General features: G+C 63.8%; 38 protein-coding genes. 6 read left to right on the forward strand and 32 right to left on the reverse strand.

Going from position 1 to position 25,109, the window contains the following annotated elements; all coding sequences use genetic code 11:
* Positions 1–40 precede the first annotated feature (40 nt).
* The 5 genes from B5Y19_RS16400 to B5Y19_RS26740 all read left to right on the forward strand — a co-directional run bounded on the left by B5Y19_RS16400 (position 41) and on the right by B5Y19_RS26740 (position 2,038).
* The gene (locus B5Y19_RS16400) at positions 41–286 is read left to right on the forward strand and encodes a hypothetical protein (protein WP_079591739.1); all 246 of its coding nucleotides are present in this window, start codon (positions 41–43) and stop codon (positions 284–286) included.
* A gap of 74 nt (positions 287–360) precedes the next feature.
* Positions 361–558 carry a hypothetical protein gene (locus B5Y19_RS25735; protein WP_139384431.1) on the forward strand — a complete coding sequence of 66 codons (198 nt, stop codon included), beginning with the start codon at positions 361–363 and terminating at the stop codon, positions 556–558.
* Between the two features lie 108 nt (positions 559–666).
* On the forward strand, positions 667–864 hold the full coding sequence (locus B5Y19_RS16405) for a hypothetical protein (protein ID WP_079591740.1): 198 nt from the start codon (positions 667–669) through the stop codon (positions 862–864).
* Between the two features lie 135 nt (positions 865–999).
* A complete protein-coding gene (locus B5Y19_RS16410) occupies positions 1,000–1,446 on the forward strand; it encodes a DUF2721 domain-containing protein (protein WP_079591741.1) in 447 nt (148 codons plus the stop codon).
* Between the two features lie 256 nt (positions 1,447–1,702).
* Complete coding sequence (locus B5Y19_RS26740; protein ID WP_411914161.1) at positions 1,703–2,038, forward strand: helix-turn-helix transcriptional regulator; 336 nt, start codon at positions 1,703–1,705, stop codon at positions 2,036–2,038.
* 862 nt (positions 2,039–2,900) lie between these two features.
* Here B5Y19_RS26740 and B5Y19_RS16420 read toward each other — a convergent pair.
* The 17 genes from B5Y19_RS16420 to B5Y19_RS16495 form a co-directional block, all read right to left on the reverse strand.
* Positions 2,901–3,170: a hypothetical protein gene (locus B5Y19_RS16420; protein WP_079591743.1), complete on the reverse strand. Its 270-nt coding sequence runs from the start codon at positions 3,168–3,170 to the stop codon at positions 2,901–2,903.
* Positions 3,167–3,655, reverse strand: coding sequence for a hypothetical protein (locus B5Y19_RS16425; protein ID WP_079591744.1), 489 nt, complete (start codon positions 3,653–3,655; stop codon positions 3,167–3,169). Before B5Y19_RS16425 ends, B5Y19_RS16420 begins: the two co-directional genes overlap by 4 nt.
* Positions 3,652–4,434 carry an N-acetylmuramidase family protein gene (locus tag B5Y19_RS16430; protein ID WP_079591745.1) on the reverse strand — a complete coding sequence of 261 codons (783 nt, stop codon included), beginning with the start codon at positions 4,432–4,434 and terminating at the stop codon, positions 3,652–3,654. The genes B5Y19_RS16425 and B5Y19_RS16430 overlap by 4 nt, the downstream gene beginning before the upstream one ends.
* A gap of 171 nt (positions 4,435–4,605) precedes the next feature.
* Positions 4,606–5,124: a DUF4376 domain-containing protein gene (locus tag B5Y19_RS16435; protein ID WP_244555614.1), complete on the reverse strand. Its 519-nt coding sequence runs from the start codon at positions 5,122–5,124 to the stop codon at positions 4,606–4,608.
* A gap of 2 nt (positions 5,125–5,126) precedes the next feature.
* Entirely contained in the window at positions 5,127–6,053 is a 927-nt protein-coding gene (locus tag B5Y19_RS16440) for a hypothetical protein (protein WP_079591746.1), read from the reverse strand.
* A gap of 14 nt (positions 6,054–6,067) precedes the next feature.
* A complete protein-coding gene (locus B5Y19_RS16445) occupies positions 6,068–6,787 on the reverse strand; it encodes a baseplate wedge 1 family protein (protein ID WP_079591747.1) in 720 nt (239 codons plus the stop codon).
* Positions 6,784–7,680 (reverse strand): hypothetical protein, encoded by an 897-nt coding sequence (locus tag B5Y19_RS16450; RefSeq protein WP_079591748.1) that lies wholly within the window; start codon positions 7,678–7,680, stop codon positions 6,784–6,786. The genes B5Y19_RS16445 and B5Y19_RS16450 overlap by 4 nt, the downstream gene beginning before the upstream one ends.
* A gap of 7 nt (positions 7,681–7,687) precedes the next feature.
* Positions 7,688–8,056 carry a contractile injection system sheath initiator gene (locus B5Y19_RS16455; RefSeq protein ID WP_079591749.1) on the reverse strand — a complete coding sequence of 123 codons (369 nt, stop codon included), beginning with the start codon at positions 8,054–8,056 and terminating at the stop codon, positions 7,688–7,690.
* Positions 8,049–8,753, reverse strand: coding sequence for a Gp138 family membrane-puncturing spike protein (locus B5Y19_RS16460; protein ID WP_079591750.1), 705 nt, complete (start codon positions 8,751–8,753; stop codon positions 8,049–8,051). Before B5Y19_RS16460 ends, B5Y19_RS16455 begins: the two co-directional genes overlap by 8 nt.
* Positions 8,753–9,622 (reverse strand): phage protein, encoded by an 870-nt coding sequence (locus B5Y19_RS16465; RefSeq protein ID WP_411914156.1) that lies wholly within the window; start codon positions 9,620–9,622, stop codon positions 8,753–8,755. Before B5Y19_RS16465 ends, B5Y19_RS16460 begins: the two co-directional genes overlap by 1 nt.
* Positions 9,619–9,912 (reverse strand): phage baseplate plug family protein, encoded by a 294-nt coding sequence (locus tag B5Y19_RS16470; protein ID WP_139384432.1) that lies wholly within the window; start codon positions 9,910–9,912, stop codon positions 9,619–9,621. The genes B5Y19_RS16465 and B5Y19_RS16470 overlap by 4 nt, the downstream gene beginning before the upstream one ends.
* An 11-nt stretch (positions 9,913–9,923) precedes the next feature.
* Entirely contained in the window at positions 9,924–10,424 is a 501-nt protein-coding gene (locus B5Y19_RS16475; protein WP_079591753.1) for a phage baseplate protein, read from the reverse strand.
* Positions 10,425–10,457: 33 nt separating this feature from the next.
* Positions 10,458–10,748, reverse strand: coding sequence for a hypothetical protein (locus B5Y19_RS25740; protein ID WP_139384433.1), 291 nt, complete (start codon positions 10,746–10,748; stop codon positions 10,458–10,460).
* Positions 10,745–12,328: a hypothetical protein gene (locus B5Y19_RS16485; RefSeq protein WP_079591755.1), complete on the reverse strand. Its 1,584-nt coding sequence runs from the start codon at positions 12,326–12,328 to the stop codon at positions 10,745–10,747. Before B5Y19_RS16485 ends, B5Y19_RS25740 begins: the two co-directional genes overlap by 4 nt.
* A 19-nt stretch (positions 12,329–12,347) precedes the next feature.
* A complete protein-coding gene (locus B5Y19_RS16490; protein ID WP_079591756.1) occupies positions 12,348–12,719 on the reverse strand; it encodes a hypothetical protein in 372 nt (123 codons plus the stop codon).
* A gap of 54 nt (positions 12,720–12,773) precedes the next feature.
* Complete coding sequence (locus B5Y19_RS26135; RefSeq protein WP_176168639.1) at positions 12,774–12,917, reverse strand: hypothetical protein; 144 nt, start codon at positions 12,915–12,917, stop codon at positions 12,774–12,776.
* A 65-nt stretch (positions 12,918–12,982) separates the two neighbouring features.
* Positions 12,983–13,381 (reverse strand): phage tail assembly chaperone, encoded by a 399-nt coding sequence (locus tag B5Y19_RS16495; protein WP_079591757.1) that lies wholly within the window; start codon positions 13,379–13,381, stop codon positions 12,983–12,985.
* 467 nt (positions 13,382–13,848) lie between these two features.
* Between B5Y19_RS16495 and B5Y19_RS16505 the strand changes: the two genes are divergently transcribed.
* A complete protein-coding gene (locus B5Y19_RS16505; RefSeq protein WP_079591759.1) occupies positions 13,849–14,049 on the forward strand; it encodes a hypothetical protein in 201 nt (66 codons plus the stop codon).
* On the opposite strand, the gene B5Y19_RS16510 is transcribed toward B5Y19_RS16505, so the two are convergent.
* From B5Y19_RS16510 to B5Y19_RS16580, 15 genes are all read right to left on the reverse strand, one after another.
* The gene (locus B5Y19_RS16510) at positions 14,046–14,498 is read right to left on the reverse strand and encodes a phage structural protein (RefSeq protein ID WP_079591760.1); all 453 of its coding nucleotides are present in this window, start codon (positions 14,496–14,498) and stop codon (positions 14,046–14,048) included. The genes B5Y19_RS16505 and B5Y19_RS16510 overlap by 4 nt on opposite strands.
* A 14-nt stretch (positions 14,499–14,512) precedes the next feature.
* A complete protein-coding gene (locus B5Y19_RS16515; RefSeq protein WP_079591761.1) occupies positions 14,513–15,937 on the reverse strand; it encodes a DUF3383 family protein in 1,425 nt (474 codons plus the stop codon).
* A 9-nt stretch (positions 15,938–15,946) separates the two neighbouring features.
* The gene (locus B5Y19_RS16520) at positions 15,947–16,513 is read right to left on the reverse strand and encodes a phage neck terminator protein (protein ID WP_079591762.1); all 567 of its coding nucleotides are present in this window, start codon (positions 16,511–16,513) and stop codon (positions 15,947–15,949) included.
* Positions 16,470–16,874, reverse strand: coding sequence for a hypothetical protein (locus B5Y19_RS16525; protein ID WP_079591763.1), 405 nt, complete (start codon positions 16,872–16,874; stop codon positions 16,470–16,472). Before B5Y19_RS16525 ends, B5Y19_RS16520 begins: the two co-directional genes overlap by 44 nt.
* On the reverse strand, positions 16,871–17,332 hold the full coding sequence (locus B5Y19_RS16530; RefSeq protein WP_079591764.1) for a phage virion morphogenesis protein: 462 nt from the start codon (positions 17,330–17,332) through the stop codon (positions 16,871–16,873). The genes B5Y19_RS16525 and B5Y19_RS16530 overlap by 4 nt, the downstream gene beginning before the upstream one ends.
* 3 nt (positions 17,333–17,335) lie before the next feature.
* Entirely contained in the window at positions 17,336–17,731 is a 396-nt protein-coding gene (locus B5Y19_RS16535; RefSeq protein ID WP_079591765.1) for a DUF4054 domain-containing protein, read from the reverse strand.
* Positions 17,731–17,940 (reverse strand): hypothetical protein, encoded by a 210-nt coding sequence (locus B5Y19_RS16540; protein ID WP_079591766.1) that lies wholly within the window; start codon positions 17,938–17,940, stop codon positions 17,731–17,733. Before B5Y19_RS16540 ends, B5Y19_RS16535 begins: the two co-directional genes overlap by 1 nt.
* Before the next feature lie 3 nt (positions 17,941–17,943).
* The gene (locus B5Y19_RS16545; protein WP_079591767.1) at positions 17,944–18,285 is read right to left on the reverse strand and encodes a hypothetical protein; all 342 of its coding nucleotides are present in this window, start codon (positions 18,283–18,285) and stop codon (positions 17,944–17,946) included.
* Between the two features lie 2 nt (positions 18,286–18,287).
* Positions 18,288–19,313, reverse strand: a complete 1,026-nt coding sequence (locus B5Y19_RS16550) for a major capsid protein (protein ID WP_079591768.1) — start codon at positions 19,311–19,313, stop codon at positions 18,288–18,290.
* Positions 19,314–19,326: 13 nt separating this feature from the next.
* Positions 19,327–19,692: a head decoration protein gene (locus B5Y19_RS16555; protein ID WP_079591769.1), complete on the reverse strand. Its 366-nt coding sequence runs from the start codon at positions 19,690–19,692 to the stop codon at positions 19,327–19,329.
* 3 nt (positions 19,693–19,695) lie between these two features.
* Positions 19,696–20,784, reverse strand: a complete 1,089-nt coding sequence (locus B5Y19_RS16560; protein ID WP_079591770.1) for a DUF2213 domain-containing protein — start codon at positions 20,782–20,784, stop codon at positions 19,696–19,698.
* Between the two features lie 131 nt (positions 20,785–20,915).
* The gene (locus tag B5Y19_RS16565; protein ID WP_079591771.1) at positions 20,916–21,743 is read right to left on the reverse strand and encodes a phage head morphogenesis protein; all 828 of its coding nucleotides are present in this window, start codon (positions 21,741–21,743) and stop codon (positions 20,916–20,918) included.
* Positions 21,740–23,047, reverse strand: coding sequence for a DUF1073 domain-containing protein (locus B5Y19_RS16570; RefSeq protein ID WP_176168640.1), 1,308 nt, complete (start codon positions 23,045–23,047; stop codon positions 21,740–21,742). The genes B5Y19_RS16565 and B5Y19_RS16570 overlap by 4 nt, the downstream gene beginning before the upstream one ends.
* A gap of 27 nt (positions 23,048–23,074) precedes the next feature.
* Positions 23,075–24,478 (reverse strand): phage terminase large subunit, encoded by a 1,404-nt coding sequence (gene terL / locus B5Y19_RS16575; RefSeq protein WP_079591773.1) that lies wholly within the window; start codon positions 24,476–24,478, stop codon positions 23,075–23,077.
* Positions 24,465–25,013, reverse strand: a complete 549-nt coding sequence (locus tag B5Y19_RS16580; protein WP_411914157.1) for a terminase small subunit — start codon at positions 25,011–25,013, stop codon at positions 24,465–24,467. Before B5Y19_RS16580 ends, terL begins: the two co-directional genes overlap by 14 nt.
* Positions 25,014–25,109 lie beyond the last annotated feature (96 nt).

A 25,109-nucleotide genomic window follows, 5' to 3' on the forward strand; every position in this document is an offset into this window, starting at 1 on the left:
TCATCAATTTCGGCTTCTCAATGGCTTTGAGGAGGCGGTCATGCATACCGGAAAAGGGTCCCTGATCCTTCGCGGTGGGCGCAGGATCCCTGTGATCTATCGCTTTGGCAGCAACCACGGTGATACACGGGAGGGCTTTCTTGATTGCGACGTCTCGGAGATCGATCCAGGCGTTTTGCTCGATCGTCTCACCGTCATCTGCGACGATGGAACTAGCGTCATCATCGCCGTGATGCATTCCAGCGACCGGTATTTGGCGGTGATTGGACGGCTCGGAGGCCCGTAGACTTCGCCTTGCGACACTATCAGAAAGCCGGATTGCAGCGCCTTCTTCTCCGTTGCCCCGATCGGCGTAACGAGTTGCTGCAGGCCGCCTCAATGCCAGAAATGGCCAAGCTCTGCGAATCCTACGAGCAGGCCTGGCAGGCCGCTCTCTACTGGGCCGGTGTTCCGGGGTGGGATGCCGCCGAAATCGCTGCCGATTTTCGGCGGCTGATCACAGCGCTCGAAGAGGAAGCCTTGAGGATTACCGAATTGCGCGTGAAGCGGCTGGCGTAACGCTGAACAAAGCCGCGCCCCTTCTTCGCTCGCTTGTGTCGATCCGGAACAGGCAATGCAGCAAGCCGGTTGTCCCAGCGGAGGGACGTCTTTGGCAAGCGGTGAGACATGCACCCCGTTCTGCATCAGAAGCTGCGTGAGCTATTCAGTGAGGCAAGCACGGCGGTGGCCGCCGCGCAGCACGCGCTTGGTCCGGAAGAAAGCGACTTGATCGCGGTCGATGACCAAGCCTTAGTCGAGGCAACGCTTCGCCTGCAGCAGATCATCGCTGAGGTCACAGCAATCCAGGATTCCGAGGCGAGGTGAGCGCATTTCTGCCCTGCTGTCGCTAGTTCGGCGGCGGGCCTGAGCTGATATCTCAGAATGAGGGTTTGGATTTCATATTGAGTCTTCTTTGCGCTCAATCCAAGCTTCCAACTCGGCCATGGACACGAGAAGCATATGACAATTGCGGCGATTCTCCCGCTAGCTCCCTCTATCGATCAAATTGGACGTATCATTGCGACCGTTGCTGCTCCGGCCTTTCTGCTCGGGGCGGTCGCAGCGTTTATTTCCGTGATCATGGTCAGGATAAATCGAGTTATCGATCGATCGCATTACATACATGGCATCTCTGAGCACGACACCAGAGCTTACCTCAGAGGCGATCTTCCGCGATTGCGGCATCGCGCGTCCCTTTTAAACAGAGCATTGTTTAGTGCTGTTATGGCTGCAATTATGACGTCCTTGATAATCATTATAGCTTTCGTTAGCGCTCTGTTTCATTTTGCGCATGAGTATGGCGCCGCGATTCTGTTTGTGGCGGCGCTTATTTTATTTTGTGCAGCGCTGATTGATCTCGCGCGAGAGACGCGTATCGCGCTTCATCAAAACGATCTTCATGGGTAGCCGACCGTTCCTCGATCGCAGCCGTGCAAGCGGATCGCGGCGCCTTGCCTTGGCTTTTGCGTGAAATCAAAGACCAAGGAACAATCTATCGCGCAAAGGCGAATTCAGCTTCAATAGCTGTGGTGTATGTGTTCCGGGGGGAGTCATGCAGTTAGAAGTTGATGATTCTTACGCCAACAAAATATTAACCTCACTCAAACTCATGCTTCCCGACTGCCTTATTTGTGGCGCCCCAACGCTACTCGACATTGCCAACATGACGGGAACTAGCGCGCGAAGCCTCCAACGGAAGCTTTTGATCGTCGGAATGACATACTCAAAGTTGCTCGAGCTCGCTCGATACGAGAATGCCTCCGCTCTCCTGAGCAACAGCGATATGAAACTGATCGAGGTGGCTTTTGCGGCGGGTTACACGGATCCGGCGCATTTTTCTCGTGCTTTTCGCCGCATGAGCGGGATGACACCCCGCAGCTTCCGAAGCGAGCGACGCAGCGGCAAGAACGGCCCGGCCCGTTTTCCCGGAGCCGGGCCAATACGACCGGCATCGCGCACTGACGATCGGCATCGAATCGCGACAGAAGGGAGCCGTTGATCGGCTTTTCGCGGAAGGTCTGACCAAGCTGAAAGCGTTCATCGCCCAGGCGAATGTAGAGATTGCGAAGCACCAGCTAACGCACTGAGACACCGTTTCGAAGTCCCACATAGGAAAGGAGCCGCCGTCGCGAGAGCGGCTCCCTTCCGGCGACGTCCTTGGGACGATCGCCGCCACGGTCCCCTTGGTATTGGGCTGACCTATGCGGGACCGTAGCGTCGAGACAACCCCCGGCAACCAACGCGGTTCCTCAAATTGCTCGGCAGGCACATCCTCGTCCGGACCTGCAGTGAGGATCGAAGCTCGGCCGCGGGCAAGACATTCGATCGCCGTCCAACGAAAAAGCCCCGCGAGCAGGAGCCAGCGGGGCAAGTCATGTGGGTAAAGGAACAGACGCGGAGGACTGCTCCGGTGCCTCGGTCCGCTAAGGCGGCTTGAGGTCGCCCTGCAGACGCGGCTGAAGCTGCCGGGCCTCGATCACGCGGTCAAGGTGTTCATTGACACTGCCGACGTCACTGCCGGTCAAGGCGAAAGAGCTAGCGGTCTTTGAACGCCAGCCTCAGGAATGCGAGCGCGCCAGCCAAAAGACAAGCAGTCAGAGCTCCGGTGAACAGGTCGAATATGATCCACGCGACGACGCCTAGCGTCGCGGCAAAGCCCAAATGCAGAGCAGCCAAACCCAACGCCCCCCAAGCAGCCGCTTCGGGACAGTAATTTCGTATGGGCTGGAACGCAAAAAGCCGCACAGCCCAGAAGGGCTGAGCGGGCCGAGTCTTCCCTAGATTCCGAGTTCGAGATGATCAGGAGTGGTTCACCTCCGTCCATGTTGGACGCCGGCAGCCGTTGCCCGTCGGCATTTCTGTCAACGGGCGATGCTGAAGCCTTTCGCGATGGCGGCCAGCACAGCGGCGACGATGGCGGTCACGATGACCTTGCCGACAATGCCCGAGGTCTTGTCGATGGCGAGGCGCAGGCGCCGCACGAACCGGAAGTCCTCCCTCGCCTCGCTGACGTGATCGGCCTCTTCGACCATCAGGCCGATATGGTCGAGCTCCGCGCGAACAGCAGTGCGGATGATCTGAGAAAGCTCGTCTCGCGTCATGGAGATCGTGACCTGATCGCCGCCGCTCATGGACGTCGCCCCGCGTAGTGCGCGCTGAACCATTCTTTAGCGGTGTGGCCGCCCATGTAGAGGGTAAGGTAAAGGCCGGTGAAGGCGACCAGATCGGCCATAGGCACCGTGATGCGGAAGAACGGGGCCAGGATCACGGCAAACGGCCACATCGCCAGAACGAGCCACATCCCGGCCGGGCGCCAGGCCGTGTAGAACCATCCGCGCACGGCATCCTGCGAGATGATGGCCGCGTAGTTCTCAGCCTCTTTCGCGAGGAGCGAATAGAGCTCCGGCCCCTTGACCGCCTCGACCTGCTTGACAATCTCGATCGCGCCCGGCTTCGTCTCGATGGCCTGCTTGACGGCTTCCGGGGTGGCGGGCGTGCCCAGCGCTTCCGCCAGAGCACCGATTGCGGCGCCGGCCAGCGTACCAACAGGGCCACCAATGACGGTCCCCAGCAACGGGCCGCCCGCCTTGATGACGGCTTTGATCAGATCGTTCATGCGGCACCTTTCAGACGGCGGAAGAGAGCGGAGAGGAAGCGGGCGAAGAACCCGGGCTCGCCGGTGGTCGGATGTTCTTCGGTAAGCGTGGGTTCCGGCTTGGACGGCGCTACGGGGGCGGCCGGTAGCGGCTCAAAGGTCCACGGCGTGTCGGGGATGTTTCGCCACCAGTTGAAGCGCTCGGACAGCTTCGTGTGGTATCCGTTCTTCTCGTAGCCGCCGCCGTTGTAGCCCTTGGCAAAGGACCGCCAATCGTTCGGCATCGAGCGCGTCATCCGGTCGACCGCGCGTAGCGTGCCGTCCAGTTTGTTCGCCGCGGCGAAGCGCACGATCGCTTCAATCTGCGCCGCTTCGCTCGCCATGAACGCCGAGACCATGGCGTCTACACTGTCGAACCCAACCATCTTGTGGTTGAAGCCCATGATCTGTCCGCGCCCCCAGGAGCAGGATCGCAGCGCCGCCGCGCAGTCGATTTCGATGGCCCGCGCAAGCTTATCGTATTGGCCACCCTCGGAGCCGTAGGCGCCAGATTTCCAGTTCCGATAGGCCAGCCCTTCGCGCACGGCGCGATCACGCTTCGGCCCCGGCCCGAGTTCGCGGTAGAAGATGTGCGGCTCGAACAGGATGCGCGGCCGGCCCTGAGCATCAAAGCCGCTCTTCGGCGCTTCAACATCCATGACGGCGTGAAGCACGTCCTCACCGACGCCGATGATCGCGCCGATGCGAGGCAAGTCGGTATCGGTCAGGCGCCTCGCGGCCCCCTTGAACGAGCTCGTCATGTTTTCTCCGGGCATGAAAAACCCGCCGGTCAGGGCGGGTTGCGAAAGCTCAGATTGTTGACGTCGCGTCGGGGGCCCCGTGGTCCCGAAGCAGCGATCGAGGCACTGCCGGCCGCTTGCCAGGCCCCCCGGTTAGCGGCCGGCAGACTGGCTCATGCCGCGCCGCGGCAATCAGACCGCAAAGGCCGCATTGATTTCCGCTGTCGTGGTGATCGTTCCCGCCTCGATATCGGCCTTGACCGCTGCGAAAGTCGCAAAGCCGATATTCACATGTGCCTGCACTTCGTCGCTGATCGCGATCATGGCAGCGGCATCGACCGGGTATGTATTTCCATCGGCGCCGTGCCAGACGGTCGACCACTGAGGATCGACTGTGGCGGCGACGCGGGCCCCGGTGATCATCACCTTGGCGCGGTCATCGGTCGCCACGGGAACGCCCGCGACGGTGATGCCACCGACCTCCTTTCGCCACCGCAAATCGGCCGCATAGGCCAGCAACACCGACTTGCGGGCCGAAGGCAGGTCAGCCGCGAGCGCTTGCACTTCGGGAGCAAACTCTTCCGCGACATGGATCAGCGCGCGTGCCGCGCCATCTGGAGGCTGGTAGAACGCGGACATGCGCGCTGGCTCGGTCAGAGCCTGCATGACGAGGATGGCGTCATCCGCCGAGGTGAAGGGAATCTCGATCATGCTCAGGCTCCGAGGCGAACAGCATTGAGGCGGCCGGAGATCACCTGGCTCGCACCGACGATCTGCCTGGCGGTGAAGCGCATGTTGTCGCCGGCGACGAAGCGCTTGACCGTAATAGCCGTGCCGGACGGGGCCGATTGCGAGGTCTGCGCCGTGGCGGCGCCGAGCGATCCGGAGTTGTTGAAAATATTGGAGAGAAAGAGGTCGGTCGTCGCGCTCACGGAAACGCCCGAGAACGAGATGAGCCAGAGCCCGGCCGTCTGCGCGCCGAACGTGAGAATACCGCCACTGAAGGTCGAGTCTCCCAGATTGGCCGCGCCTTCGCCCCCGTAGGCGCTGCCGGTCAACGTCGTGATGACGTTGTTGGCGAGGTTTTGCGACCAGATCCAGTTGCCGCCGACCGGCGCGGCAGCGGCAACCGCGGCAACCGCATCGCTCGGCAGCGGCGTCAGGATGCGGATGTTCGTGCCATCGTCGATGGTAGCGTACACGCGGCCCGCAACGAGATCGCCAACAGCAGGATCACTGCCATCCGACTTCTTGACCCGTCGGTTCCCGAGGCCGCTGATGTCCGCATTCACGGTTGTCGACGTGTTGGTCGCAGGCGCGATGACGTTGAGCACGCGGCCGGCGGCGTAGGCCGGCACGGCGAGACTTGGCGCAACCACCCAGGCATTCGCGGTGCCGGTTGCGACAGCATAGGTCGATTTGCCGGACTGGATGGCCTGCGCGAGCCGCGGTAGGAGCGCGCTGTCGACGGTCAGACCGCCCTCGGTGATGGCCGTCGCGATCTGACCCGTCAGCCACCATTCAAGCCAATCGAAAAGCTGCTTGTCGGCGTCGCCGCAGGGAAATCCGTTCGCGAGCTCGTCCGCATTGGGCGCGCGCTTCGTCGCGCTCGCCGCGAAGGGCAAGTTGATGGCGGCCATGGAGGCTCCTCAGATCAGGCGCAGGTGTAGGTGTTGGGATCGGTAGGGCAGATGAATTCCGCGCTTTCGCAGAATCCTCCCCACCCCGCTCCGAAGCCGAAGATCGGGCCGGTCCCGTAGTGAATCAGGCCTTTGATGCCCGGAGCAATTGGCAGGACACGGAAGGCCACCGGGACGAGCATGGTCTCGAAATCGCTCAGTGCACGGCCCGGCGCGAGCGTGACACTGCCGACTTTGCTCGAAACGACGGACGCCGCGTTCCCCCAGATATGTCGCGCCGCCGCCTGCAGCGATGCGATGTCGTAGAGGCCGAGCGCCTGATACCGGCGCGCCTTGACGAAGCCGCGGAAGATCTCGTCATCCGAGATGCAGATTTCGCCATTGCCGAGCGATGGGCAGGAAGACCAGGTCGTTCCGTGCTCGCAGAAGCCGGCGATACGATCGGATGAAGCGAAATCACCGCATCGGAAGCCGAAGACCATCGGCGCTTCGCAGACGCAATGGCAGCGCTGGAGGCCGAGCCATTTCCCGATGATGGTCAGCTGGTCGCCGACGGCGCTGTCGATGTCGAAAAAATCCGGCAAGGCGCAGAGCTTGATCGCCGCATCCTCGGTTTGCGCGAGGTAGGCGCGAACCATGCCGAGGAATTTGGCCGCTTCGCGATACTCGGTCGCGACCTTATCGATCTCCTCCTCGACAAGCTCTCCACCGGTTGGGCAAGCGCGCTCGGTCACTGCGGGATTACCGTGATGCGATCAGCCGAAACGGCCATGATCTCGAAGAAGTCGATGGCGACCGGGACCGCTCCGACCGCCGCCGGCGTCCTGCTCGCGCGGACGGCCACGACGCGGATGTTCGGGTATCGGCTCTCAATCGCCTGACGGGCCAGGAACTCGGTAACATCCTGCCCGTTGCGCGGCCGGCTGGTCCCAGTGAGCGACTGCGCCAGGCCTGAGGCAATCGCCAGGGCCGAAGGAGGCGGGCAGCCGTTCCGATCCGGCTGAGCCTCGACGTCGACCTCGATCGTGACGTTAACGACGGCAGGGCGGATGATCTTGATCGATCGACAGAACCCCTCGATCGTCGTCTCGAGCGTCGTGTTCCCATAGGTGCCGATCCCGGGCACCACATAGGCGCGCACTGTCTTGGCAATCTCGTCGTCATCCCCGCCGAGGATGGCGACCGCAACGCTATGGGCATTGATCCCGTCGGCGTCCGCTGCATCGCCATCGTTCACGTAGGTCTGGACCCAGGTCACGCCCGGCAGCGCAGAGAGGGCCTGCGACAGATCGCTCATATCGATGCGGGCACGGCCGGCGTTCGTGATCGCCTGCCGGAAATCGATGTCGCTCTCGCCAGGCGCGCGCGTCAGCAACCGCAGCTTCGCGACCTGATCGAGGCGAGCGCCCTCAGCCTGATCGGGGTCGAGGCTCTGATAGACAGAAAGCGCGAGCTCCCAAAGCGAAGCCGCGAGGTCGGCATGCAAGCCGTTGAGCTGGCCCAGAGGAGACTGATCCGTCTGGATCACGCCGGGCCCAAAGGTAGCGATGTTCGCCGCCTGGATATCGGCAAGGATCTCCGGCAGCCGCTTCAGATCGAAGCCGCTTGGAACGACGCCATAGGCCATCGGAACCTCAGAACTGGATGTCGACGATATCGTCGAAGACGGTTGCGACCTGACAGCGCTCAATGCGCAGGCCGCGCGATGCACGGTCATAGACCGCGCTGAATTCGAGGATCTCGGTCACGCCGGGCGTCGCCGCGATCTCGGCTTTGATGATGCTCTCGGCAAGCGGGAGCTCTGAGGGTGGCCGGCCGAGGACGTACTTCGTCCATTCGACGCCAGCGTCCTCGTTCAGGAACCATTCCCGGCGCCAAAACATGACACGCTGCCGGATGTGCTCGCCGATCGCCTCCGCGTCGAAGACGAGAAGCGGTGAGCCGGTCTCATCGAGGCGAAGATCGTTGTGAGGCTGGATCGACAGCCCGACGAACTCAGCCATGGATGGCATCCAATCTGGCGATGATGGCGTCGGCCGCAGCGACGTAGGGGCTGTCGAGCGGGTCGCCGGCATTGGTGTGGTTGCGGAACACTTCGGCCAAATCGCGGATGATCTGGAAGAGGCTGTCGCCGTTCTCGCCTTTCAAGTCGATCTTGCCAGCGGCAGAGACGGTCAGCTTGTCGGAGCCACTCGGCCCGCCGACGATCGCCGAAGAGCCCCCTGCCCGCGTCTGCAACCCGCTCTTGCCGTCCTTGGAGCCGAAGTGAGCCCCGCCGGCCGGCATGTTGTCCATCTTGACCGTATCAGCGCCGCCGCCCGGGAAGGCGATGCTATCGGAAAGGTCGTGCATTCGGCCCGGCGCGGCGTTGGAGTCGGAACCGTCACCCTGGCTGGTGTCGGTACTGCGCATGCGCGCATGGCCCACGACGGGGTCGCCGGGCTGCATATCGTAATGCACGCCAAAGCCGCCGCCGGCCGGCATCGAGATGCGGACCTTCTCCAACGGGGGAGCAGTCAACTCCTTGTCGCCGAACTTGCGTTTCAGTTTCGGCTGGATCGTCGCGAGCTGCGTCGTGCGATCATAGCTGACGATCGTCGCGTCATAGGTCGTGTTGACCTCGCGAATGCCCGCTTCGACGGAGCCAGCAATGAACTCCATGAAGTCCTTGCGGGTCGCGTTGCCTTGATAGCCGGCCATCACTTCACCGCCTTGCCGCCTTCGACACGGCTCGCCTCGGCTTCGACATAGAATTCTTCGCCCAGGTTGCTGCCGCTGAACGTGACCTCGGAAACGCGGAAAAGCCCGCCGCCGTCGTCCGTCGCCCGCTTGTCTCGGGCGCTTTCCTCGTCGAGGAAGTCCGAGCGGACGTCGATCTGCCGGCCCGGCGCGATATTCGGATTGAGCAGAGCCTTCACACGGACGCCCTTGTCGGTGACGGTCGGAATGCCGATCATGCCGGTCTCGCTCGAAATAACCGTCGTTCCCGGTAGAACCTCGTCGTTGCGGACGGCCTGAACTTCACCGCTCTGGATGCTCCAATAGAGCTTGTGCTCTCGGCCGATCTTGTCGAGCTCCGATGCTGCCCACCCGTAGACCGTCACAGGCCGCTTGTAGGCCGGGAGGTCGTCGACGCCCTTGAACTCGCCCTTGGTTACGCCCGGCATTTCGCCGATGACATATTCCATGATCTCCTTCGGCTTCGTGCCGGCCGGAAACGTGCGGCTAACCGCGCCTTTCTGGGTCGCCTCGTTTCCGTCTCCGCAGGTCATCTCGGACTTGACGTCGGCGCCTTCCTTGGAATGCTCGACGTCTTCGATGGTGCCTTTGAAGATGGTGGACACGGGACCACCCTTGTAGCCGGCCTTCAGCTCGATCTTGTCGAACTCCTCGCCGAGTTGCCGGCGATGGCTCTTGGTCAGGTTCCAGATCGAGATCGTCGCGGAGTTGTTCTTCGAGCCGATCGTCTTGGTGATGCTGAAGTCGATCTTGAGGTCGCGGATCGTGAGCGTTCCGGCCTTTCCCGATACGGTCAACTCAACGTCTCGAAGCCACTGACGAACGCTCATGCCACCTCGATGTGGAAAAGACGGACGCGGCCGGAGGGGAGCTCCGTGCGGCCGGGCTCGGCCTCGTCGTCACCCCAAGAGGCTGCGACTAAGCTGCCGATGCCGAGATTGAACGGAGCGATCAGGTCGACACCAAGCACGATCTTCCGCCCAGAGAGAACGCGGACACCGTCGACGTCGAGGTCGAAGCTCCAACGGTTCGCCCAGGCGCTGAAGTTCACGACGAAGTCGCAGCGCTTGCTGGCAAGCGTCGTCGTGAACGCCTGGGACGGAGCGTCGAGGATGGTCAATTCTCTGGTGATCACTGCGCAACCGCCGCCTCGATCGTGGACATGGTCTTAGGCGGCGGGCTCGAGCTCCGGGCCGCGACCTGACCGCGGCGTGTCGTCCCCTGGGCCTTATCGTCCGAGCTGGAACCGCCGCCGGCGCTGGCCTCGGTATTGACGATTTTGACTTCGCTGCACTCGGCCTCAAATTTGAGGACGCGCGAATATTCCTTGTCGCGGCTGACCGTAATCCGCTCGATCAGCATGTTCTCGTAGACCTTCAGCCCGGTTACGAGGCTGAATGGCTCGGCCTCTTCCTGGACGGCGAGCAACTGCTCATAGGCCGACACCGATCGGGATTGATCTACGACGCCCTCGAGGATCACTCGTCGGCGCTCTCGCCAGGCATGGTCGCTGATCTTCGCGCCGCGCTCCACAGGGTGCTCTGCGATCGTCAATGACGACTCGTGCTCTTCAGAAATGACGACGTCGACAAAGACACCGCCAATCGCGCGGCTGACAAGGACGCAGCTCATGAGATTCGACTCTTCCGCAGCGGAATGCCAGCGTCAGCCGGCGACCTCGGGAGACTGTGAATGTTCAATAAGGCCGAGCTCACCGTTCCGTGCCCAGACTGCGGCCAAAAGCACACGAAGACGATCGGATGGATTCAGACGCACGATCAGTTCACCTGCGAGCGGTGCGGTGAGCGGATCCATCTCGACCACGATCATTTGCTCGCCGGCCTCGAAAAGCTCGACAAGACCATCGCCGATCTCCGGAAATCGCTCGGCAGCTTCGGCAAGAAGCGCTAGATCGCGCTCGAACTCCGACGCATCAAAGCTAACGGCCACCTTCATGGCGTCCCTGCCCCCGCAGTGGCGGTATTCATCCGGATATTGCCAGCCGCGGCCTTCACGCCGCGCTCGGCAGCCGCAGCGACCCCTTCAAGGCCCGAGGCGTTGACCGTCACGCCGCCGAAGTTGTTGTTCTGCTCATAGCTCTGGTTGTTGACCGTCGACGCAGCGCGATCCGCCGCCACCTTCGGCGCAACGGAGTTGATCGAAATCTCGGCCTGCTTCTTGATCAAGCCCTGGATCATCTCGCCGGCCTTGCGGCCGCCTTCCTTGGCGGAAACCGGGACCTGCTGCTGGCCCAGGAAGTTGAATCCGGGGATCGACTTGAGCGCTTCGGCGAGGCCGACAACGGCCTCCTTCGCGGTGTTGGCCGCGGAGGCGATGGAGCTGAAGAAGCCGCCGAGAGGGCTCTCCTCGCCGCTATTCCAGCGCTGGAGCTCCGCGAGGAGCGCCAACAGCCCGGTGATCGCGGCCGAGATGACGACGAGGGGGTGGCTTGAGGCGAGCACAGCCGTGCCAACCGCTGCCATGATTGCTGCGAGTCCGATCGCCAGAGTCTTCAGCCGGCCACCAGTAGCCTCATCGATCTGAGCAGCCGCGGAAACGATAGCCGAAATCGCATCGCCGACCTTGCTGAGCACAATGAACCCGCCTTCGCGAACTCGAACCAGGAAGTTCGCGATAGTGCCGGCAAATGAGCGCAGCCGATCTCGGTTCTCGTCGGTCGCCACGCTCGCGACGGCGTCACCGAGCTTGCGGAACTCGGAGGCGAACGCCGCCATCAAGCCGGAGCCGATTGCGTCGGTGAAGCCCTTCAGAGCCACCCCGAGACGCCCCAACGCATCGGTGATATCGCCGGCATTGAGGATATCGCCGGGCGACAGGTTGCCGCCACTCTTGCGGGTGTCGGCGACGAGCTTCTGCCAGGTCTTGAAAGCGCTCGTGGCCTGGAGGAGCTTGGCGATCAGCTCATCGGGCGCCCCCTCAAGAGCTTCGGTCAGAAACTCACGCCGCTTGTCGCTGTCCTTGATCTTGTCTGCGGCCTTCAGAACGTCATCGATCACCTGGGAATACGACTTCGCCCGGCCCTTGGCATCCTTCAGGCGAACGCCCTGTTTTGCGAGAGCATCCGACCAGTCTCCGCCCTCGCGAACGCCATCGCGGACCTTCTGAGCAAACTCCCCGATCCACTTCTGTGCATCCTTAGCGCCGGCGCCGACCCGCACCATCAGGTTCTCGATCAGGGCAAGCTGCCGCGGATCGATTCCGTTGACGAACGCTTGGTCGATGCTCGCCTGCCGCGCTTTCGCGAAGCCGGCCGCCAGCTTCATCAGTGCAGCCTGGGCAGCCGTCGCAGCGCCAGTGATCAGCGCCGACCGTGCGATGAACGACGCACCGAACTTCGCCAACCTGCCGGTGACGCGCGCCAAGATGACGGCCACGCGACCGAGCCGCTTGGCGATCGCCATCGCGAATGCGGCAATGGCTCTTTGAAGCCTCTGGAACATCTGCGCAGCACGGCGCAGCTTTTCGAGCCCCTCGACCGAAAAGCCGAGGCGCGCGACAAGTTCCTCAACGATCATTCGAACCCCTTTTGGGTGGCTATTTCTTTGAGAGAAGGCCTTTGCGGACTATCCCGTCCGGGCCGAATGCATCCCAGAGCTGACCGCAGCGGCCCTGTAGGGCCGCTTTTCCTTCCGACGTTGTCTGCGCTGCGGCGTTGGCGCCTTGCCAGACCATGCTATGCAGCGCGAAGTCTCGATCAAGCGCGCCAGAATGCGTTGGATCGTCCCTTTTGAAGCCGCTGGCTGCCAGATGAGCATCGATCTGAGAGCGATCGACGGTGAAGCCGCAAAAGCTGGCGCCCGCGGTAATGTCAGCGACGGAGCCGATTACGGCGTCGCGAGCCCATTTTTCCTGCCCGCAGGCCACCCCAGCGACCACCATCATCCCCGCAACCACGATCGCGCGCATGCTCACCTCCCGTTTGCGGCAGGATGCGGCGACGGGGCGGATTCGGGAAGGGGATCAGCCCGTCGGTCGTCCCGTCCTCTCCGCCGCCTTCGCCGCCAGGTGCTCTTTCAGGTCGAGCACCTCATGCAGGTCGGCGATGTCGTCAATCGTCAGGATGGTCTTGATCTCTGCCAGGGAGCAGAGCGGCGGGTCGGCCATGACCGGACGGAGGAGCCAGGACCGCTCGACCAGGTTGGGAGCGACGCGCTTGAACTGGCTCGGCGTCAGACCTTGACCAGGGACGGCCGGCCGCCCGACTTGGCCAAGCTCGCGCCCAAAAAATCGCGAAACTGGACCTCCAGAACCCAGTAGGCCACCTGGAAGATCTCGCCGATGTCCTGCGGGGTCACACCGAACACGGCCGGCTCCCCATTGCAGCGGCACATACCGATCAGGTCTTTGACGTAGGCGATCGCGTCGTCCTCGTCGAGCTTGCCGATGAACTCCGCGATGGCGCTCATCGACATGCTTTCGGCTTTCGCCTTGTCCTTCTCCGTCAGCGCGATCATCACCGCCGAAGCCGGGCCGAACATCTTCGACGTCCTGATCAGGAGACGGATGCCGGTTTCCGCGTCGACCTTGTCACAGCGATAGGTGTCGCTGCCGAACTTCTTCTCGGCCATGAGGCTCCCTGCGGGTTATGGCGCGGATGCGATCGCTCTCGCGCGCGTGGTCGATGGCTTCGCGGACGGATGAAGCCGCGGTCCGGATCTGGCCGCGAGCGGCCTTGACGGCAGCGTCTTTCAGCGCTTGGCGCGCAGCTAGGCAGCGGGAACAGGCCACGGGACGACTTCTCCGAATGTCCCGTTGCGAAATCCCGAGAGATCCGCTTCGATGACCTAGGGGAATTTCAATAATGGGTTCTGGGGCACAGGATGGGGAAAGACGACGATGTCCGCTGGCTGGCGGTCCAATCGATACTCGCCGCATTGCTACACGAGTTGGATAAGACCGGGCAGCTCGGAGTCGGACGGAACGAGATCCTGAGGAGGTCGAAGGCTCTTGTGAAAACCTGCTTGAACCCACGCATGGACCGCGCAGCGGCCGATAAATTCATCTCAGGCGTCAACGAGGTAATGCATCAAATCCGATGACTGACGACACGACCGAACGGCTCGACCGCCTCCAGCAGGAGGTCTCGCAGCTCCGCGAATTCGCCATCATGCAGACGGCGATCATTCAATGCATCGCCGTCAAGCTGGGGATCGCGCCCCAGCAGATGAGCGGCCTCAGCCCGATCCCGATACCGACGCCGTTCGACCTGATGGCAAGCCTGAAGCCGAAGGATTAGGCCGCCGGGTTGTAGGAGATGTCATTCTCCTGCCAGCAGTTGCAGAAGATCTGCCACTCGCGTTCGGTCGCGGCAGCGCCCCACGACTTCGACGGTTCGCGGATGACGACTGCCGCCGAGCAGCCGCCGCCCTCGCCCGTCGAAGTATCGCGGATGGCGATGTTCAGCAGGCGCTGCGAGCCCATGCGGACCAGCTTCACAGCCTGCTCGAGATAGGCGTTCATCGCCGAGTTCGGCTGCAGCTTCAGCGTGACGGTGGCGGACTGGTCCGCAGTGATCGAGACCACTGAGGCGCCGTCGGCCCCGGTCAGGGCTGAGCCCAGGTCCGTCGGGCGCTCGACGACGACGGCGTCGTCCCCCTCCCACAGGCCGATGACCTGGCGACCGTCGATCGTGACGACCACGTTGCGGAAATCATAGAGCGTCAGGGGCGCGCAGTTCACGGCCATGGGTCAGGCTCCCTTCAGAACCGAAGCGTGATCGAGGCCGAGGCGTAATGGATCGCGCCGGCGTAGCGGAAATCAACCTTGATGTCGGGGGCGATGCGGTTGCGCCGCTGCGAGGCCGGGATGTTCTCGACCCGATCGACGCTGATCGTGTACTCAGGAACGATCTCGGTCGCGTCCTCACCGAAGTCCGATGCGACGACCCCGGCGGCGACCGCCCGGCGCATGACGCCGTCGACCGTGTTCGTCAGGATGCCGACACCGGGATTCGTGTACGGAACGCGGGGGTTGTTCGCGAGCGTGGAGAGCAGCGCTTCCTGCATGCGGGCCACGATCCAGTCGGAAGCATGGATCTCGTCGATGAAGGCACCGGAACCAACCGAGCCCTCGACGACCATCGGCAGGCCGCCGATGTCGACATAGGTGTTGGCGAAATGTCCCTGCGCCGGGTTTAGGCCGAGGCCGGGCACGAAGCCAGTGATCGCTTGCGCGACCGCCGAGCTCTTGTTCAGCGGCGTGATGCCGGCGAGCTTCTTGAACTTGGCGGTGTAGGCGTTGCCGCTGTTGATGTCGCCGCGCTGGGCGGCCTGCAGGTTGCCGCGATCGAGGTCGCGGGTCGAGCAGAAGGCGGTGAGCGCCAGGGCCGGATAGAGCGTCGCGTCGGTATGGTAGAAGACGTGCGAGCGGTCGTACCCCTTCGACTTGATGTATTCGGCGATCGAGCCGCCGTACTGGGGCGAGGTCGCGGTGTGAACGCCGCTCTGGCTGCCGGTCGTGTTGATCGCCGAGCCGCCGGGCGTGGCGGAAAGCTGGAAGGTGCCCGGCAACGCGTTGACGACGTAGTAGCTCGTTCCAGCCGTGAGCCCGCTCGGCAACGCGCCGGTCGTGGTGAGGATGACCTGGTCGCCATCCTGCAGTGTGTGCGCCGCCCAGGAGACGACGCCCGGCGTTGCGATGGTGATCGTGACCGTCGCCGTCTTGTCGGGCTCCGCCGCAGGCGTCTCGGTGCTGACGTCGTTCGATTCCAGCCCCATCAAAACCGGCTTGCCTTCGGCCCAGTCGGCGGCGAGTTGCTGGTCGATCGTGTCGCGGATCTCCGCGGTGAAGCCCATCCAGTAGAAGTCCGGATCGGCCGCATAGATCGCATTGAGCTCGGAGGTGATCGAGTTGGCCGGGTTGCGATAGCCGATCTTGATCTGCCGAGGCCGCGGATTCTGCGCGAACATGGCCGCAGCCGCCTTGTAGGCGTCGTCGCTGTCCGCGAAGTCGGCCGCCACCTCAAGCAAGGTCGAATAGAGCTTGGTCCGGTGCGTCGCATCCAGGATGCCCGCAACCTCATCGGTCTGCACGATCAGCGAGACCGAGAAGCCGGTCGCAACGGCAAAGCGGTCCTGCCGCGTCAGCGTGACATCGACGACGCGGGAATACGGCAAGCGCGCCATGTGCGGCTCCTACGGCTTGGTGAAGGTGAGCGAGCGAGTGACGGTTGCCCCGCCCTGCCCTTCGAAGGTGACCTCGCCGGTCTCGATGACGTCGACGAGCAGTTGATCGGTGGCGATGGTGCCGACGGTGACGTCGAACTGGGCGCGCCCCTCTGGTGTCTGCTGGACCATTTCAGGTGCGCGGGTGGCCTCGCCGACCTCGCGCACCAGGAACGGAGCCATCCAGACGGCCGCCTCGCCGCTGCGCAGGCCCGCCAAGAGCAGGCCGGCATAGTCAACCGGGCGCGGGGCGTAGACGTGCACCCGGAAGAGAAGCTCAACGCCGCGGTGCTTGGACAAAACGACGCGATCTTCGCCGCCGATCTGCCGGTTCTCGTAACACTCGCCGTCGATCTCGCCGGTGTCGCGATCCGTCAGGAACTGGATCATCGCATACGGGCCCTTCGGCCGCGGCGCGTTCTGGTTGTCTCGGATGATGTCGACGAGCTTCTCGCGGGTCGGAGTGATCAGCGAGGCGTTGTCGTCGACCCGCTTAAGGTAGGTGCGGAGGCTCCGGTACGCTTCGTCCTCGATCATATTTGGTCAGCCTCGCGATCGCTCTGTAGAAGCCGGCCTCGGTACGGTGCAGGACGCGGACGATGCGAAAGGCCTCGCCTGCAGTGTTGATGATCTCGTCTGTCCGGGTGGCGTCGTCCTCATCGGCCGTGTTCAGCGGCGATCGGGACCAGACCGTCACGAGGCCCTCGGTCCGCTCGCCTTCCGGCAGGCTTTCGAGATCCCGGGCGGACGGAGCCTGCATCGCGGCGCGGATCGGCGTCTCGACGACCGCGCCCTGCGTCCACTCGCCCTCGACGTAGGTGCCCGGCGGGTTGGTCCGAAGCGTGTGGGGCGTTGCCGCGAGATCGACCGCCAGGCCCGCAAGCGCGAACAGGCTCACTTGTCGATCTCCCAGGTCACGCTCTGGCGCATCCGGCCGGTATCGATCAGCGTGGCGGTCGAACCCTTTTGCCGGATCGTCGAAGGCGCGTTCGGGGGCGGCGTGTTCGCGGCGATCTGGTCTTGGATCTTGCCGGCACCGAGCGCCCCCAGCTTGGGCATCTGGACCGCAAGCGGCGTGCGGTTCTCGACGGCGCCCTTCGCGATCTTGCGCAGAGCGGCGCGGATCTCGCGTCGGTTCTTGAACATGGCGATCGTGATGAAGGGCCGCGGCGGGATTCCGCGCGAGGTTCCGAAGTGGTTCCAGATCGCTATCGAGACGACGTCGGCGTCGGCCTTACCCTTCGGGAAGCCGACCTTGACCGCCTTCGGCCCCTCGACGCCCTTCTCGATCTTGGCGATGTGGTTCGCCAGGTTGCCGCGCCGGCGCAGTGTCACCTTCGTCCTGATCTGAACCATGACTCACACAAGTGCGACGGCAGGCTGGTTGCGGCGGAGGAGATCCCGGTAGCGGAGGCCGTAGGGCGTGCTCGCCAGCCCCGAACCGCTGCCAGCTCCGGAGCCGCCGGACGCTGATCCGGCCAGCTTCACCTGTGCATCGCCAACCTTGGCTTCGGAGACGAGCCCGGCGCCGATGACGCCGCCAATCGACCCGAGATCGCCATACAGCGCGCCGTCGACCGTCAGGATATGCGCGGCGAGATAGAGGATCGCCGGCCGATAGTCGGCCTCGATCCAGGATTGATCGACCGAAGCCGACGCCTCCTGGATCGCCGCAGTGATGGTGTCATCCGCGACGCCCGCGAAGGTCGGGAACTTCGTCCGGAACTGATCGAGCGTCGGGAGCGCGTAGGACATCAGTCGGCCTTGGCCTTCTTGCCGGCGACGGCCTTGCCGTCGGGATCGGTGACCTTGAAGCCCTGCCCAACCAGCGCCAGCGCGGTCTCGGCGCTGATCGCGAGTTCCTTGGACAGCCCGGCGTCGATCGGCTCCTTGCGGACGCCGATCATCGCGAACCGGGGCTCCTTGGCCGGGTTGGTCACGGTGTAGAGCGGAGCCTTGGGCATGGCTCAGTCCTTCTTGAGGAAGGCGGCCTTGTCCTCGTCGGACAGGGCATTGAAGGCTTCGGCGTCGTCCTTCGACATGGCTTCGCCGAGGGGAACGTCGCCATCCATCACGAAGTAGCGGCCGCCGCCGCGGTGCTGAGCCACCGGGCCGCTGGGCGCCGCGGGCTTGGCGTCGCCTTCGGAGACTTCGACGCCATCCCGCTCAAGCGCCGCCAGCATTTCGTCGCTGAGCGGATCGAGCGTCTCGACAGTGCCCTGGTCTCCGGCACGCACGATCTCGTGCCCGCCGTAGACCTTGAAGGCCTTGTCGACGTGCGAGCCGTTCTTGATGAGATAGACCGGCATGATCAGGTCCTCGTCGCCTTGCGGAGCACATCCGGCCGCTGGCAGAAATACAGCGGATAGGAATAGAGCTCGCCGCGGGTCCAGGCCTGACGGTCGCGATCGGGAATGTTGATCGCGTAGGTGTCGAGACCGAGCGTGTTGATGTAGGGGCCGAACTCTGCCGGCGCCTGCGCCTTCTTGAAGACGTCTCGAGCTCCGACCGGGAAGAACTTCGCCTCGTCGGTCGGGATGGCGACCGTCGAGTTGTCGTCAGTCCCGCGGTAGTTGTGCCAGGCGATCCCGCCATAGACGAAGGTCTGCCACGACCGATCCTGGCGGAGGTCGGCAGCCGCCGCCCAGTTCAGGTAGGTCTTCTCGACCTCGGGGTGCGAAATCAGCCCATCATAGAAGCCGTCACCCGCCAGCGCGTGCACGGTGGTGGACGGCGTGAAGGCACCGCCCGCCGAACGAGCCATCGAGCGGATGACCGACGCACACTTCAGCCGAACTGCCCCAGGCGCGGGGTTCGCGTTGTCGAGATCGAAATCGATCGCGGCCGGGGCGCTGACGCCGAATTCGGTGAAGTAGTTGTAGATCACCGTCGTGCCGTCAGCGTCGAGAAGCAGACCCTGGAGCGCACCGAGGCGGTGGTACTCGTGGGTGAGGTCCATGTCGTCGCGCACCTTCGCCATTCGACGGAGGTACTCGGCCTGGACCTGAGCGAACTCCGACTCGGAGCCGAAGGCGCGAATGCCCTGGATCTCCTCGGCGTAGAGCGTGAAACCTTCGGCGAGGCGCACCGTCTTCAGGGGCACGGCATTGCGGGGATCGACGACCAGCTCCTTCGGCGGAGCGCCGACCGGGCTGGAGGGGATCAGAACCAGCTTGTTCTCGCGCCGGTCGACGAACACCGACCGAGTGCGAACCGGCATGGGTTCGAAGATGCCGAGCTGACCGAGCAGCTGCGGCTTGTAGCCGATCTTCTCGACCGCGCCGGTCAGCGAGGTCATGGAGAAGGCCGACGAATTGAAGATGTCCATGGATGCCATGTCGTCGGCTCCTTCAGCGAACGATGATGCCAAGGGCCTTCAGGGCCGCATTGGCGGTCGCTTTCGCAGCGTCGTTGGCGCCGGCCTGATAGACCAGGTGAGCGCCGTTGACCTCGCAATCGCGGGTGATGATGGTGCGTTTGACGGTGCCGACCGCCGCCTCGAAGAGGATGCCGGCGATATCTTCCGCGCCCGTCGTTACGGCCGGGTCGTAGGCGACGTAGTTGCCGCCGCTGTCGAGCTTGCCGAGGATGGTGCCCGGCTGAAGACCAGGCGCTGCGCCCGCGGCCACGGTCCCGACGTCGCGGGAGCGATACATGCCGTTCGCCTCGGAAACGAGGAAGTTGGCGGTGCCCCGGTTCTCGTTGAGCTGTGCCATCGTTCACGCCCCCTTCTTCATGGTGACGCCGGCCGCGGCGAAAGCGTTGTCGCCCCAGGCGTCGTTGGCGTTGACCTTGATGCCGTCCTTGATGACGCCGCGAACCGGATCGGCATCGCCGAGAGACGCGCGCAGGGCCTTGAAGGCGCCGTCGATGGCGGCGTCATCCATGCCCTTCGCAGCATCGCCGAGCTTGGCCTCGACGGTGGCACGGCGGATGTCGACGTCGGTCTTGCCGTCGGCGGTGATGTCGGCGCCGGTGATGGCCTTGGCGTCGGCGATGACCGCCTGGCGCGCCTGGACGGCCGCGTCGATCTGGGCCGGCGTCATCTTGCCGTCCTCGACCTGCTTCTTGAGCACGGCGATCTCGCCGTCCTTGGTCGAAACGGCGGTGTTGAGCTCGCCGATCTTCTTGTCCTGCGCATCGACCGTCGCCTTGGCGTCGGACAGCTGCTGCAGGACCTTCGACACGACCTGAACAGCCGTATCGGACATCTCGACGGTGATCCCGTCGACCATGAGCGTCTTCATGCTCAAGGGCTCCTTGGTTGGTGAGAGGTCCGCCCAGCTGTCGCCGATGCGGCATTGAGGACCGGCGCGGCCGGCATCGACAATCGCGAGATGGTTCCCGCGAATGTTCTTCTGAATGGCGTCGTAGGCTTCGCCGGCCGGGGTGGTGCCGGCTGTGAAATCGAGGTCGCAGGCGTAGCCCATGGAGAGCTCGCGCTTGCCGGCCTCGACGGCGTCGATCGCCGCCTGGTCCATGACGGTCATCGGCACGCGGACGAACTCGCCGTCGCGGGCGATATCGCCGCCCGTCATGCCGACGCTGTGCTGCTTCCAATTGCGGGCGCCGACAGCTTCGGCGGGGTGGTCATTCGTGACGGGCCGATGTGCGAACGAGGCGAGCGCCTTGTCGCTGAACACCTCGGCCTCGGGCCGGAACACTCGGACCTGCTCCATCTCAGGCTTCCCGACCTCGCGGCCGAGATAGATCTGGATGCCTGTGCGGGCGACGCGGGCATCGGCCACAAGGTAGCCGTCCCCGGTCCGGCGCGTGCCGGATAGGGCGATCTTGTCGGTGAAGAGCATGGATGCCTCTCGGGCGAAACTCGGAGGGGCCGACGAGGACAAGGCCGCCCGTTGTCCCTCGTCGGCAGGGCCCTGCCTTGCGACCTTCCCCGGTTGTCGAACGGGAGGTTCGCTCAGCGCCCCTGCGCGTCTCAGAACTCGATGACCGCCCGCGCGGTGCAGCGGCAGTTGATCGGCTGCCCGGGATGGCCGTCAGACGGCGGCTTATCCCAGCGGAACGTCTTGCCCTCGCGCGCCCAGTGGGACGGGCGAGCGTTCGGATATTTGCCCTCAGGATTGCCGCGGACGCGCTCGTCAAGGGATGTCGACCAGACGTATTCCGTGACGCCCATGGCGGTCTGCCGAATCCGGTTCAGATCGCCGTTGAAGCTGCCAGCCTGATCTCGGGCGATAAGCTTGGCGCGCCGGCGGGCGATGCCGAACTCGGTCGTGATGATCTTCTCGATCTCGCGGTTGTTGAGGCCGCGGGTCAGACCGTCGAGCAGCTTGGCCGAGAGCCGCTTGGCAACGTCCTGAGACAGACCGCGCACCAGGGAGACGTTGCGGAGCACCGCCGCGTCGATCGTGCCGCCGATGCCTTCAGCTTGAAGCACGGCGCCGAGGTCGATGCCGATCGCAGACCGGACAGCCTCGTTCCACTTCCTGCGGTTGCGCCCTTCCTCCGTGTCGAAGGCGTCGCGCCATTCGGAGCGGAGCCCATCGACGAAGCCGTCTGCGAAATCCCGCAGCGCCCGCATGGCGCGCTCGAACCAGTTCAGGTCATCACGCATCATCTGGCGCTTGGCCGAGATCGTCGCCGGCAGGACATCCTGGGCGACCTGGGCGGCCATCCGCTTCAGGATTTTGTTCGTCGGCGCCAGCAAGGCAGCCTCGAACGCGTAGGTGGCCGAGATCGGGCGGAGGACGACCCGCTTGCGCTTCGTCGTCGTCGCCTCGCGGATCCAGTTCTGGACGTTCATTCGCTCGCGCCCTGCTGCTCGGCATTGAGGCGCTCAGCTTCCTCGTCGGCGTCTTTGTCGTCCGGCTCGTCGCCGAACTCGTCGAGCGCCGCGTCAAGGCCTGGAAATGTCCCATCCTCGACGAACATGTTCTGCACGCCGCGGGCGAAGGCCGGATCCGGGATCAGGCCGGTATCGGCGACGTCCTTCACACCCTTCGCCTTCTTGGCGAAGACGTCGGCCTTCTCGGGTTCCGTCATCTGCCAGAGCGGCGCCCATGTGTAGTGGACGTCCGCTGGCCGGCTGCCGAGGGCTGATCGGATCAGGACCTCGTCGAGGCGGGACAGCGCCGGCCGCAACTCGAGGTTCTGCCCCGCGCTGATCCGGTCATAGTAATTCCGGATATCGCTCTGCCCGGTCGACTGAAGCCCGCCAGGCGTCTGGCCAAGCAACCGCGTAGCCGGGATGTCGGCGGCGCCAGAAGCGATCTGCAGATAGGTGTTCAGCACCTCCGGCAGCGTCGCAAAGCTGATCTGCTTGGACGACCATTCTTCGTCGCCATCGAGCATCAGCGTGTTGGTGATCGACTTGCCGGTGTTCGCCAGCTGATAGCGCTGGAGGATGCGGCTCCGGTATTCCTCGGTCGCCAGGCTCTCCATGAAGCCGGGAACCTTGACGATATCGACCTTGGCCTCTTGCAGCATGGCTGCGATGGCGGCGGCCGCGCTGCCGGCCTGCATCACGGCGTCATAGACAGCTTGCAGGACCGTATCGCCCCAGCCGTCATAGGCCATGACGCGATCGGGCAGCTCAGCCCCGACAAAGCGGACCACCCGCGAGGGATGGACATCGACCATGCTGGTCTTGCCCGCCAGCGTGTACTTGATCGGCTCTCCGTAGAAGGGGGAGAGCGGATCCTGATCGAGCTCGCCGGCGATCATCTCGTGCCGGCTGAAGACATGCAGGTATTTCAGCCCACCAGCCTTCACCCGTTCCGGAACGAGCGGCTGCATCGGGTCGGCATCGCCGGTTCCAATGAACAGAACCGCGCCGCCGTAGAGCCGCGCCAACTTGCGGGCCCGAGCAACCTTGGACTGCACGCCGAGCCGCGCTTCCTCCGCCTCGAGCTTCTCGATCTGCGGCTTCTTCGCCTGCCAGTCGCGCCACTCCCGCGTCTCGTCAAAGGCCGGGACGTCGACGATCTTCCGAGCGATCCAGTCGCCACGGTAGGCGTTGTCGACCTGGCCCTTGTCGAGCAACGGCAGCGTGAACATGCTGCCGGTAACCTTGTCGCGGATGGTGCCAAGGCCGGACGTCAGATTCATTAGCGTGTCTGACGTCAGGGCCATGCATCAACTCACATTCGCCAGCGTGAAGCGCGAGCGGTCGAGCAGCGCGTTGAACGCCCTGCTGGTGCTGTCCGCGTCGTCGTCATGGGCGGCCTCTGGGAAGCCCTCCAGCGCTGAGAACCAACGCTCATTCCATTGCCCGCGCAGGACCAGGACGTTTCCGGCTTCTGCCTGTGCGGAAAACGGCCGGAACCGCATTTCCTTGTCGCCCGATTCCGGCGTGGCGCGCGCCGTGTAGCCAGCGAGCAGCTTGACCAGGTTCTGAACCTGCGACTTGCCGGCCTGGCCTGGGTCCTGCGGCAGCGAGATATGAACCTCGCGGCCGTCCGCCGAAGCGGTGTTCTTGATCAGTGTCTCGACGCCGGATGGCGAGAGGAAATTCGAGACATGGTCCGCGACGATGTAGCGGCCATCCGCTAGCAGCCCGATCTTCGTTCCGGCGGTCGCGTCGGGGTCGTTCCCCTCGGTCTTCGGGGTTCCCGCCAAATCCCATCCGCGCATCCAGCGGACGATCTTGGCCGGGACCGCGTCGACGACCTCGCACCATCCCCGCTTGAATAGAAGTCCAGCTGCCGGCCGAATCTTCCAGTTGCCGCCGAGAAGGCGCTCGCGCTCGACCGTTGGCAGCGCCATCAGGTTGGCGACGTAGCCGGGGTCGGCAGCCATCAGAGCGCGATTGTCGCTCAGCTTGGCCGGGATGAACGTGACCGACTTCGGCGGGATCGGCTTCTCGTCGCCGTTCTCATCCGGCGCCGTGTAGCCAGCGAGTTCCTCAGGGCGATCAGCCCAGATGATCTTGTCGCCGATGCGGACGAACCAACGAAGGACGCCGGCTCGCTCGGGGATGGCGAACCCCGTATCGGGATTGATCCACCACGCGATGAACTCGGCGACCCAGCTATCCGCATCAGGGTTGCAGGTAGCCCGAATATACGGCCGAACGCCGCTCATCGAGCGGTTGCGGCTGACCATGTACCAGAACTGTTTCGCGCTGAAATGCGTCAGCTCATCGAAGCAGAGCAGCGGGATCTGCGAGCCCTGCCAGTTCAGGACGGTCTTGTCGTGCTCGAGGTGAGCGAAGCTGACCGTGCACCCACTCGGAAATTTCCACTGCAGGTCCGGCGCGCTGCGAGGCGAGGCCCTGAGGTCGGGATAAAGCTTCTCGCTTTCGTCCCAGAGGCCACCCTCGTTGCGGACCTGGACCAACGTGCGGCGAAAGAACACCGCGCCAAACTCTGGATTCGCGACATGGCGCAGCGGTTCCATGAGCAGCGCCCAGGTCTTACCGCCACCAGCCGCGCCGCCGTAGATCGCGATATCCGCCGGGCTGGCGAGGAACTGCGTCTGCGGTCCCGGCTGAGGCCGAATGATCTTCGGGGCGCCCTGCCCCTTCTCAGCCTCTGCCATTGTCGGGAAGCTGGAAGATCGTAACCGGCGTGACCGGCAGGTCCTTTCCATCCTTGCCGGTCAATTCGACCTTGTCCTTGAACATGCCGAGATGCTTTCCGAGCTTCTCCAGGGCACCGAGCTTGTCGTGGAGCTTGAATTTGATGCGCCGGACGTCACGGGCATCTTCGCCGCGGCCTTCCTTGAAATCTTCGACCGTCACCTCAGCGAGAGCAGCCTTCTGCTCGTCGGTCAGCTCGGCATAGACGAAGAACGGATCGCCGGAGGTCGTGGCCTTGAGGAAGTCGCCCATGTTGGCAAAGCCGACCTTGGCCAGCTCGGCGACGATGCGCTCGATCGTCACACCGGCCTTCTCAGCGCCCTCCCCGAGCAACTCCTCAACGCGCGAACGAACCTTCTCATTCCCGCTCAGGCGCGATGCGTTGCTGTCGCTCTTGGCGTATCCTGCTGCGACATATGCGGCAGACGCGCTGGACCCCTTAGCCAGTTCCTGAGCGAACCGCTCATGTTTTGGATTCGAGAGGACAGGCACCAACTCTACTCGCGACAAGGAATGAGGGGGCGGTGATGAGCGACGAGCGAACCGAAATTGCAGTCGAGGCTGCGGCTAAGGCCTTTCATGAAACCAGCC

Source organism: Allobosea thiooxidans (assembly GCF_900168195.1).
GTDB classification, from domain to species: domain Bacteria; phylum Pseudomonadota; class Alphaproteobacteria; order Rhizobiales; family Beijerinckiaceae; genus Allobosea; species Allobosea thiooxidans.

Excerpts from the sequence above, each read along its gene's own strand:
- B5Y19_RS16455 (WP_079591749.1), bottom strand. The coding sequence starts at position 8,056 with ATGGCTGAGTTCGTCGGGCTGTCGATCCAGCCTCACAACGATCTTCGC.
- B5Y19_RS16520 (WP_079591762.1), bottom strand. The coding sequence starts at position 16,513 with ATGATCGAGGACGAAGCGTACCGGAGCCTCCGCACCTACCTTAAGCGG.
- B5Y19_RS16405 (WP_079591740.1), top strand. The coding sequence starts at position 667 with ATGCACCCCGTTCTGCATCAGAAGCTGCGTGAGCTATTCAGTGAGGCA.
- B5Y19_RS16540 (WP_079591766.1), bottom strand. The coding sequence starts at position 17,940 with ATGCCCAAGGCTCCGCTCTACACCGTGACCAACCCGGCCAAGGAGCCC.
- B5Y19_RS16535 (WP_079591765.1), bottom strand. The coding sequence starts at position 17,731 with ATGTCCTACGCGCTCCCGACGCTCGATCAGTTCCGGACGAAGTTCCCG.
- B5Y19_RS16565 (WP_079591771.1), bottom strand. The coding sequence starts at position 21,743 with ATGAACGTCCAGAACTGGATCCGCGAGGCGACGACGACGAAGCGCAAG.
- B5Y19_RS16530 (WP_079591764.1), bottom strand. The coding sequence starts at position 17,332 with ATGGTTCAGATCAGGACGAAGGTGACACTGCGCCGGCGCGGCAACCTG.
- B5Y19_RS16495 (WP_079591757.1), bottom strand. The coding sequence starts at position 13,381 with ATGGCCGAGAAGAAGTTCGGCAGCGACACCTATCGCTGTGACAAGGTC.
- B5Y19_RS16505 (WP_079591759.1), top strand. The coding sequence starts at position 13,849 with ATGACTGACGACACGACCGAACGGCTCGACCGCCTCCAGCAGGAGGTC.
- B5Y19_RS16550 (WP_079591768.1), bottom strand. The coding sequence starts at position 19,313 with ATGGCATCCATGGACATCTTCAATTCGTCGGCCTTCTCCATGACCTCG.
- B5Y19_RS16460 (WP_079591750.1), bottom strand. The coding sequence starts at position 8,753 with ATGGCCGGCTATCAAGGCAACGCGACCCGCAAGGACTTCATGGAGTTC.
- B5Y19_RS16475 (WP_079591753.1), bottom strand. The coding sequence starts at position 10,424 with ATGAGCTGCGTCCTTGTCAGCCGCGCGATTGGCGGTGTCTTTGTCGAC.
- B5Y19_RS16410 (WP_079591741.1), top strand. The coding sequence starts at position 1,000 with ATGACAATTGCGGCGATTCTCCCGCTAGCTCCCTCTATCGATCAAATT.
- terL (WP_079591773.1), bottom strand. The coding sequence starts at position 24,478 with ATGGCAGAGGCTGAGAAGGGGCAGGGCGCCCCGAAGATCATTCGGCCT.
- B5Y19_RS16420 (WP_079591743.1), bottom strand. The coding sequence starts at position 3,170 with ATGAGCGGCGGCGATCAGGTCACGATCTCCATGACGCGAGACGAGCTT.
- B5Y19_RS16515 (WP_079591761.1), bottom strand. The coding sequence starts at position 15,937 with ATGGCGCGCTTGCCGTATTCCCGCGTCGTCGATGTCACGCTGACGCGG.
- B5Y19_RS16560 (WP_079591770.1), bottom strand. The coding sequence starts at position 20,784 with ATGCTCTTCACCGACAAGATCGCCCTATCCGGCACGCGCCGGACCGGG.
- B5Y19_RS16435 (WP_244555614.1), bottom strand. The coding sequence starts at position 5,124 with ATGATCGAGATTCCCTTCACCTCGGCGGATGACGCCATCCTCGTCATG.
- B5Y19_RS16465 (WP_411914156.1), bottom strand. The coding sequence starts at position 9,622 with ATGAGCGTTCGTCAGTGGCTTCGAGACGTTGAGTTGACCGTATCGGGA.
- B5Y19_RS16450 (WP_079591748.1), bottom strand. The coding sequence starts at position 7,680 with ATGGCCTATGGCGTCGTTCCAAGCGGCTTCGATCTGAAGCGGCTGCCG.
- B5Y19_RS16425 (WP_079591744.1), bottom strand. The coding sequence starts at position 3,655 with ATGAACGATCTGATCAAAGCCGTCATCAAGGCGGGCGGCCCGTTGCTG.
- B5Y19_RS26135 (WP_176168639.1), bottom strand. The coding sequence starts at position 12,917 with ATGGCCGACCCGCCGCTCTGCTCCCTGGCAGAGATCAAGACCATCCTG.
- B5Y19_RS16400 (WP_079591739.1), top strand. The coding sequence starts at position 41 with ATGCATACCGGAAAAGGGTCCCTGATCCTTCGCGGTGGGCGCAGGATC.
- B5Y19_RS16485 (WP_079591755.1), bottom strand. The coding sequence starts at position 12,328 with ATGATCGTTGAGGAACTTGTCGCGCGCCTCGGCTTTTCGGTCGAGGGG.
- B5Y19_RS16440 (WP_079591746.1), bottom strand. The coding sequence starts at position 6,053 with ATGGCCGCCATCAACTTGCCCTTCGCGGCGAGCGCGACGAAGCGCGCG.
- B5Y19_RS16545 (WP_079591767.1), bottom strand. The coding sequence starts at position 18,285 with ATGCCGGTCTATCTCATCAAGAACGGCTCGCACGTCGACAAGGCCTTC.
- B5Y19_RS16570 (WP_176168640.1), bottom strand. The coding sequence starts at position 23,047 with ATGAATCTGACGTCCGGCCTTGGCACCATCCGCGACAAGGTTACCGGC.
- B5Y19_RS16510 (WP_079591760.1), bottom strand. The coding sequence starts at position 14,498 with ATGGCCGTGAACTGCGCGCCCCTGACGCTCTATGATTTCCGCAACGTG.
- B5Y19_RS26740 (WP_411914161.1), top strand. The coding sequence starts at position 1,703 with ATGACGGGAACTAGCGCGCGAAGCCTCCAACGGAAGCTTTTGATCGTC.
- B5Y19_RS16490 (WP_079591756.1), bottom strand. The coding sequence starts at position 12,719 with ATGCGCGCGATCGTGGTTGCGGGGATGATGGTGGTCGCTGGGGTGGCC.
- B5Y19_RS16430 (WP_079591745.1), bottom strand. The coding sequence starts at position 4,434 with ATGACGAGCTCGTTCAAGGGGGCCGCGAGGCGCCTGACCGATACCGAC.
- B5Y19_RS25740 (WP_139384433.1), bottom strand. The coding sequence starts at position 10,748 with ATGAAGGTGGCCGTTAGCTTTGATGCGTCGGAGTTCGAGCGCGATCTA.
- B5Y19_RS16555 (WP_079591769.1), bottom strand. The coding sequence starts at position 19,692 with ATGGCACAGCTCAACGAGAACCGGGGCACCGCCAACTTCCTCGTTTCC.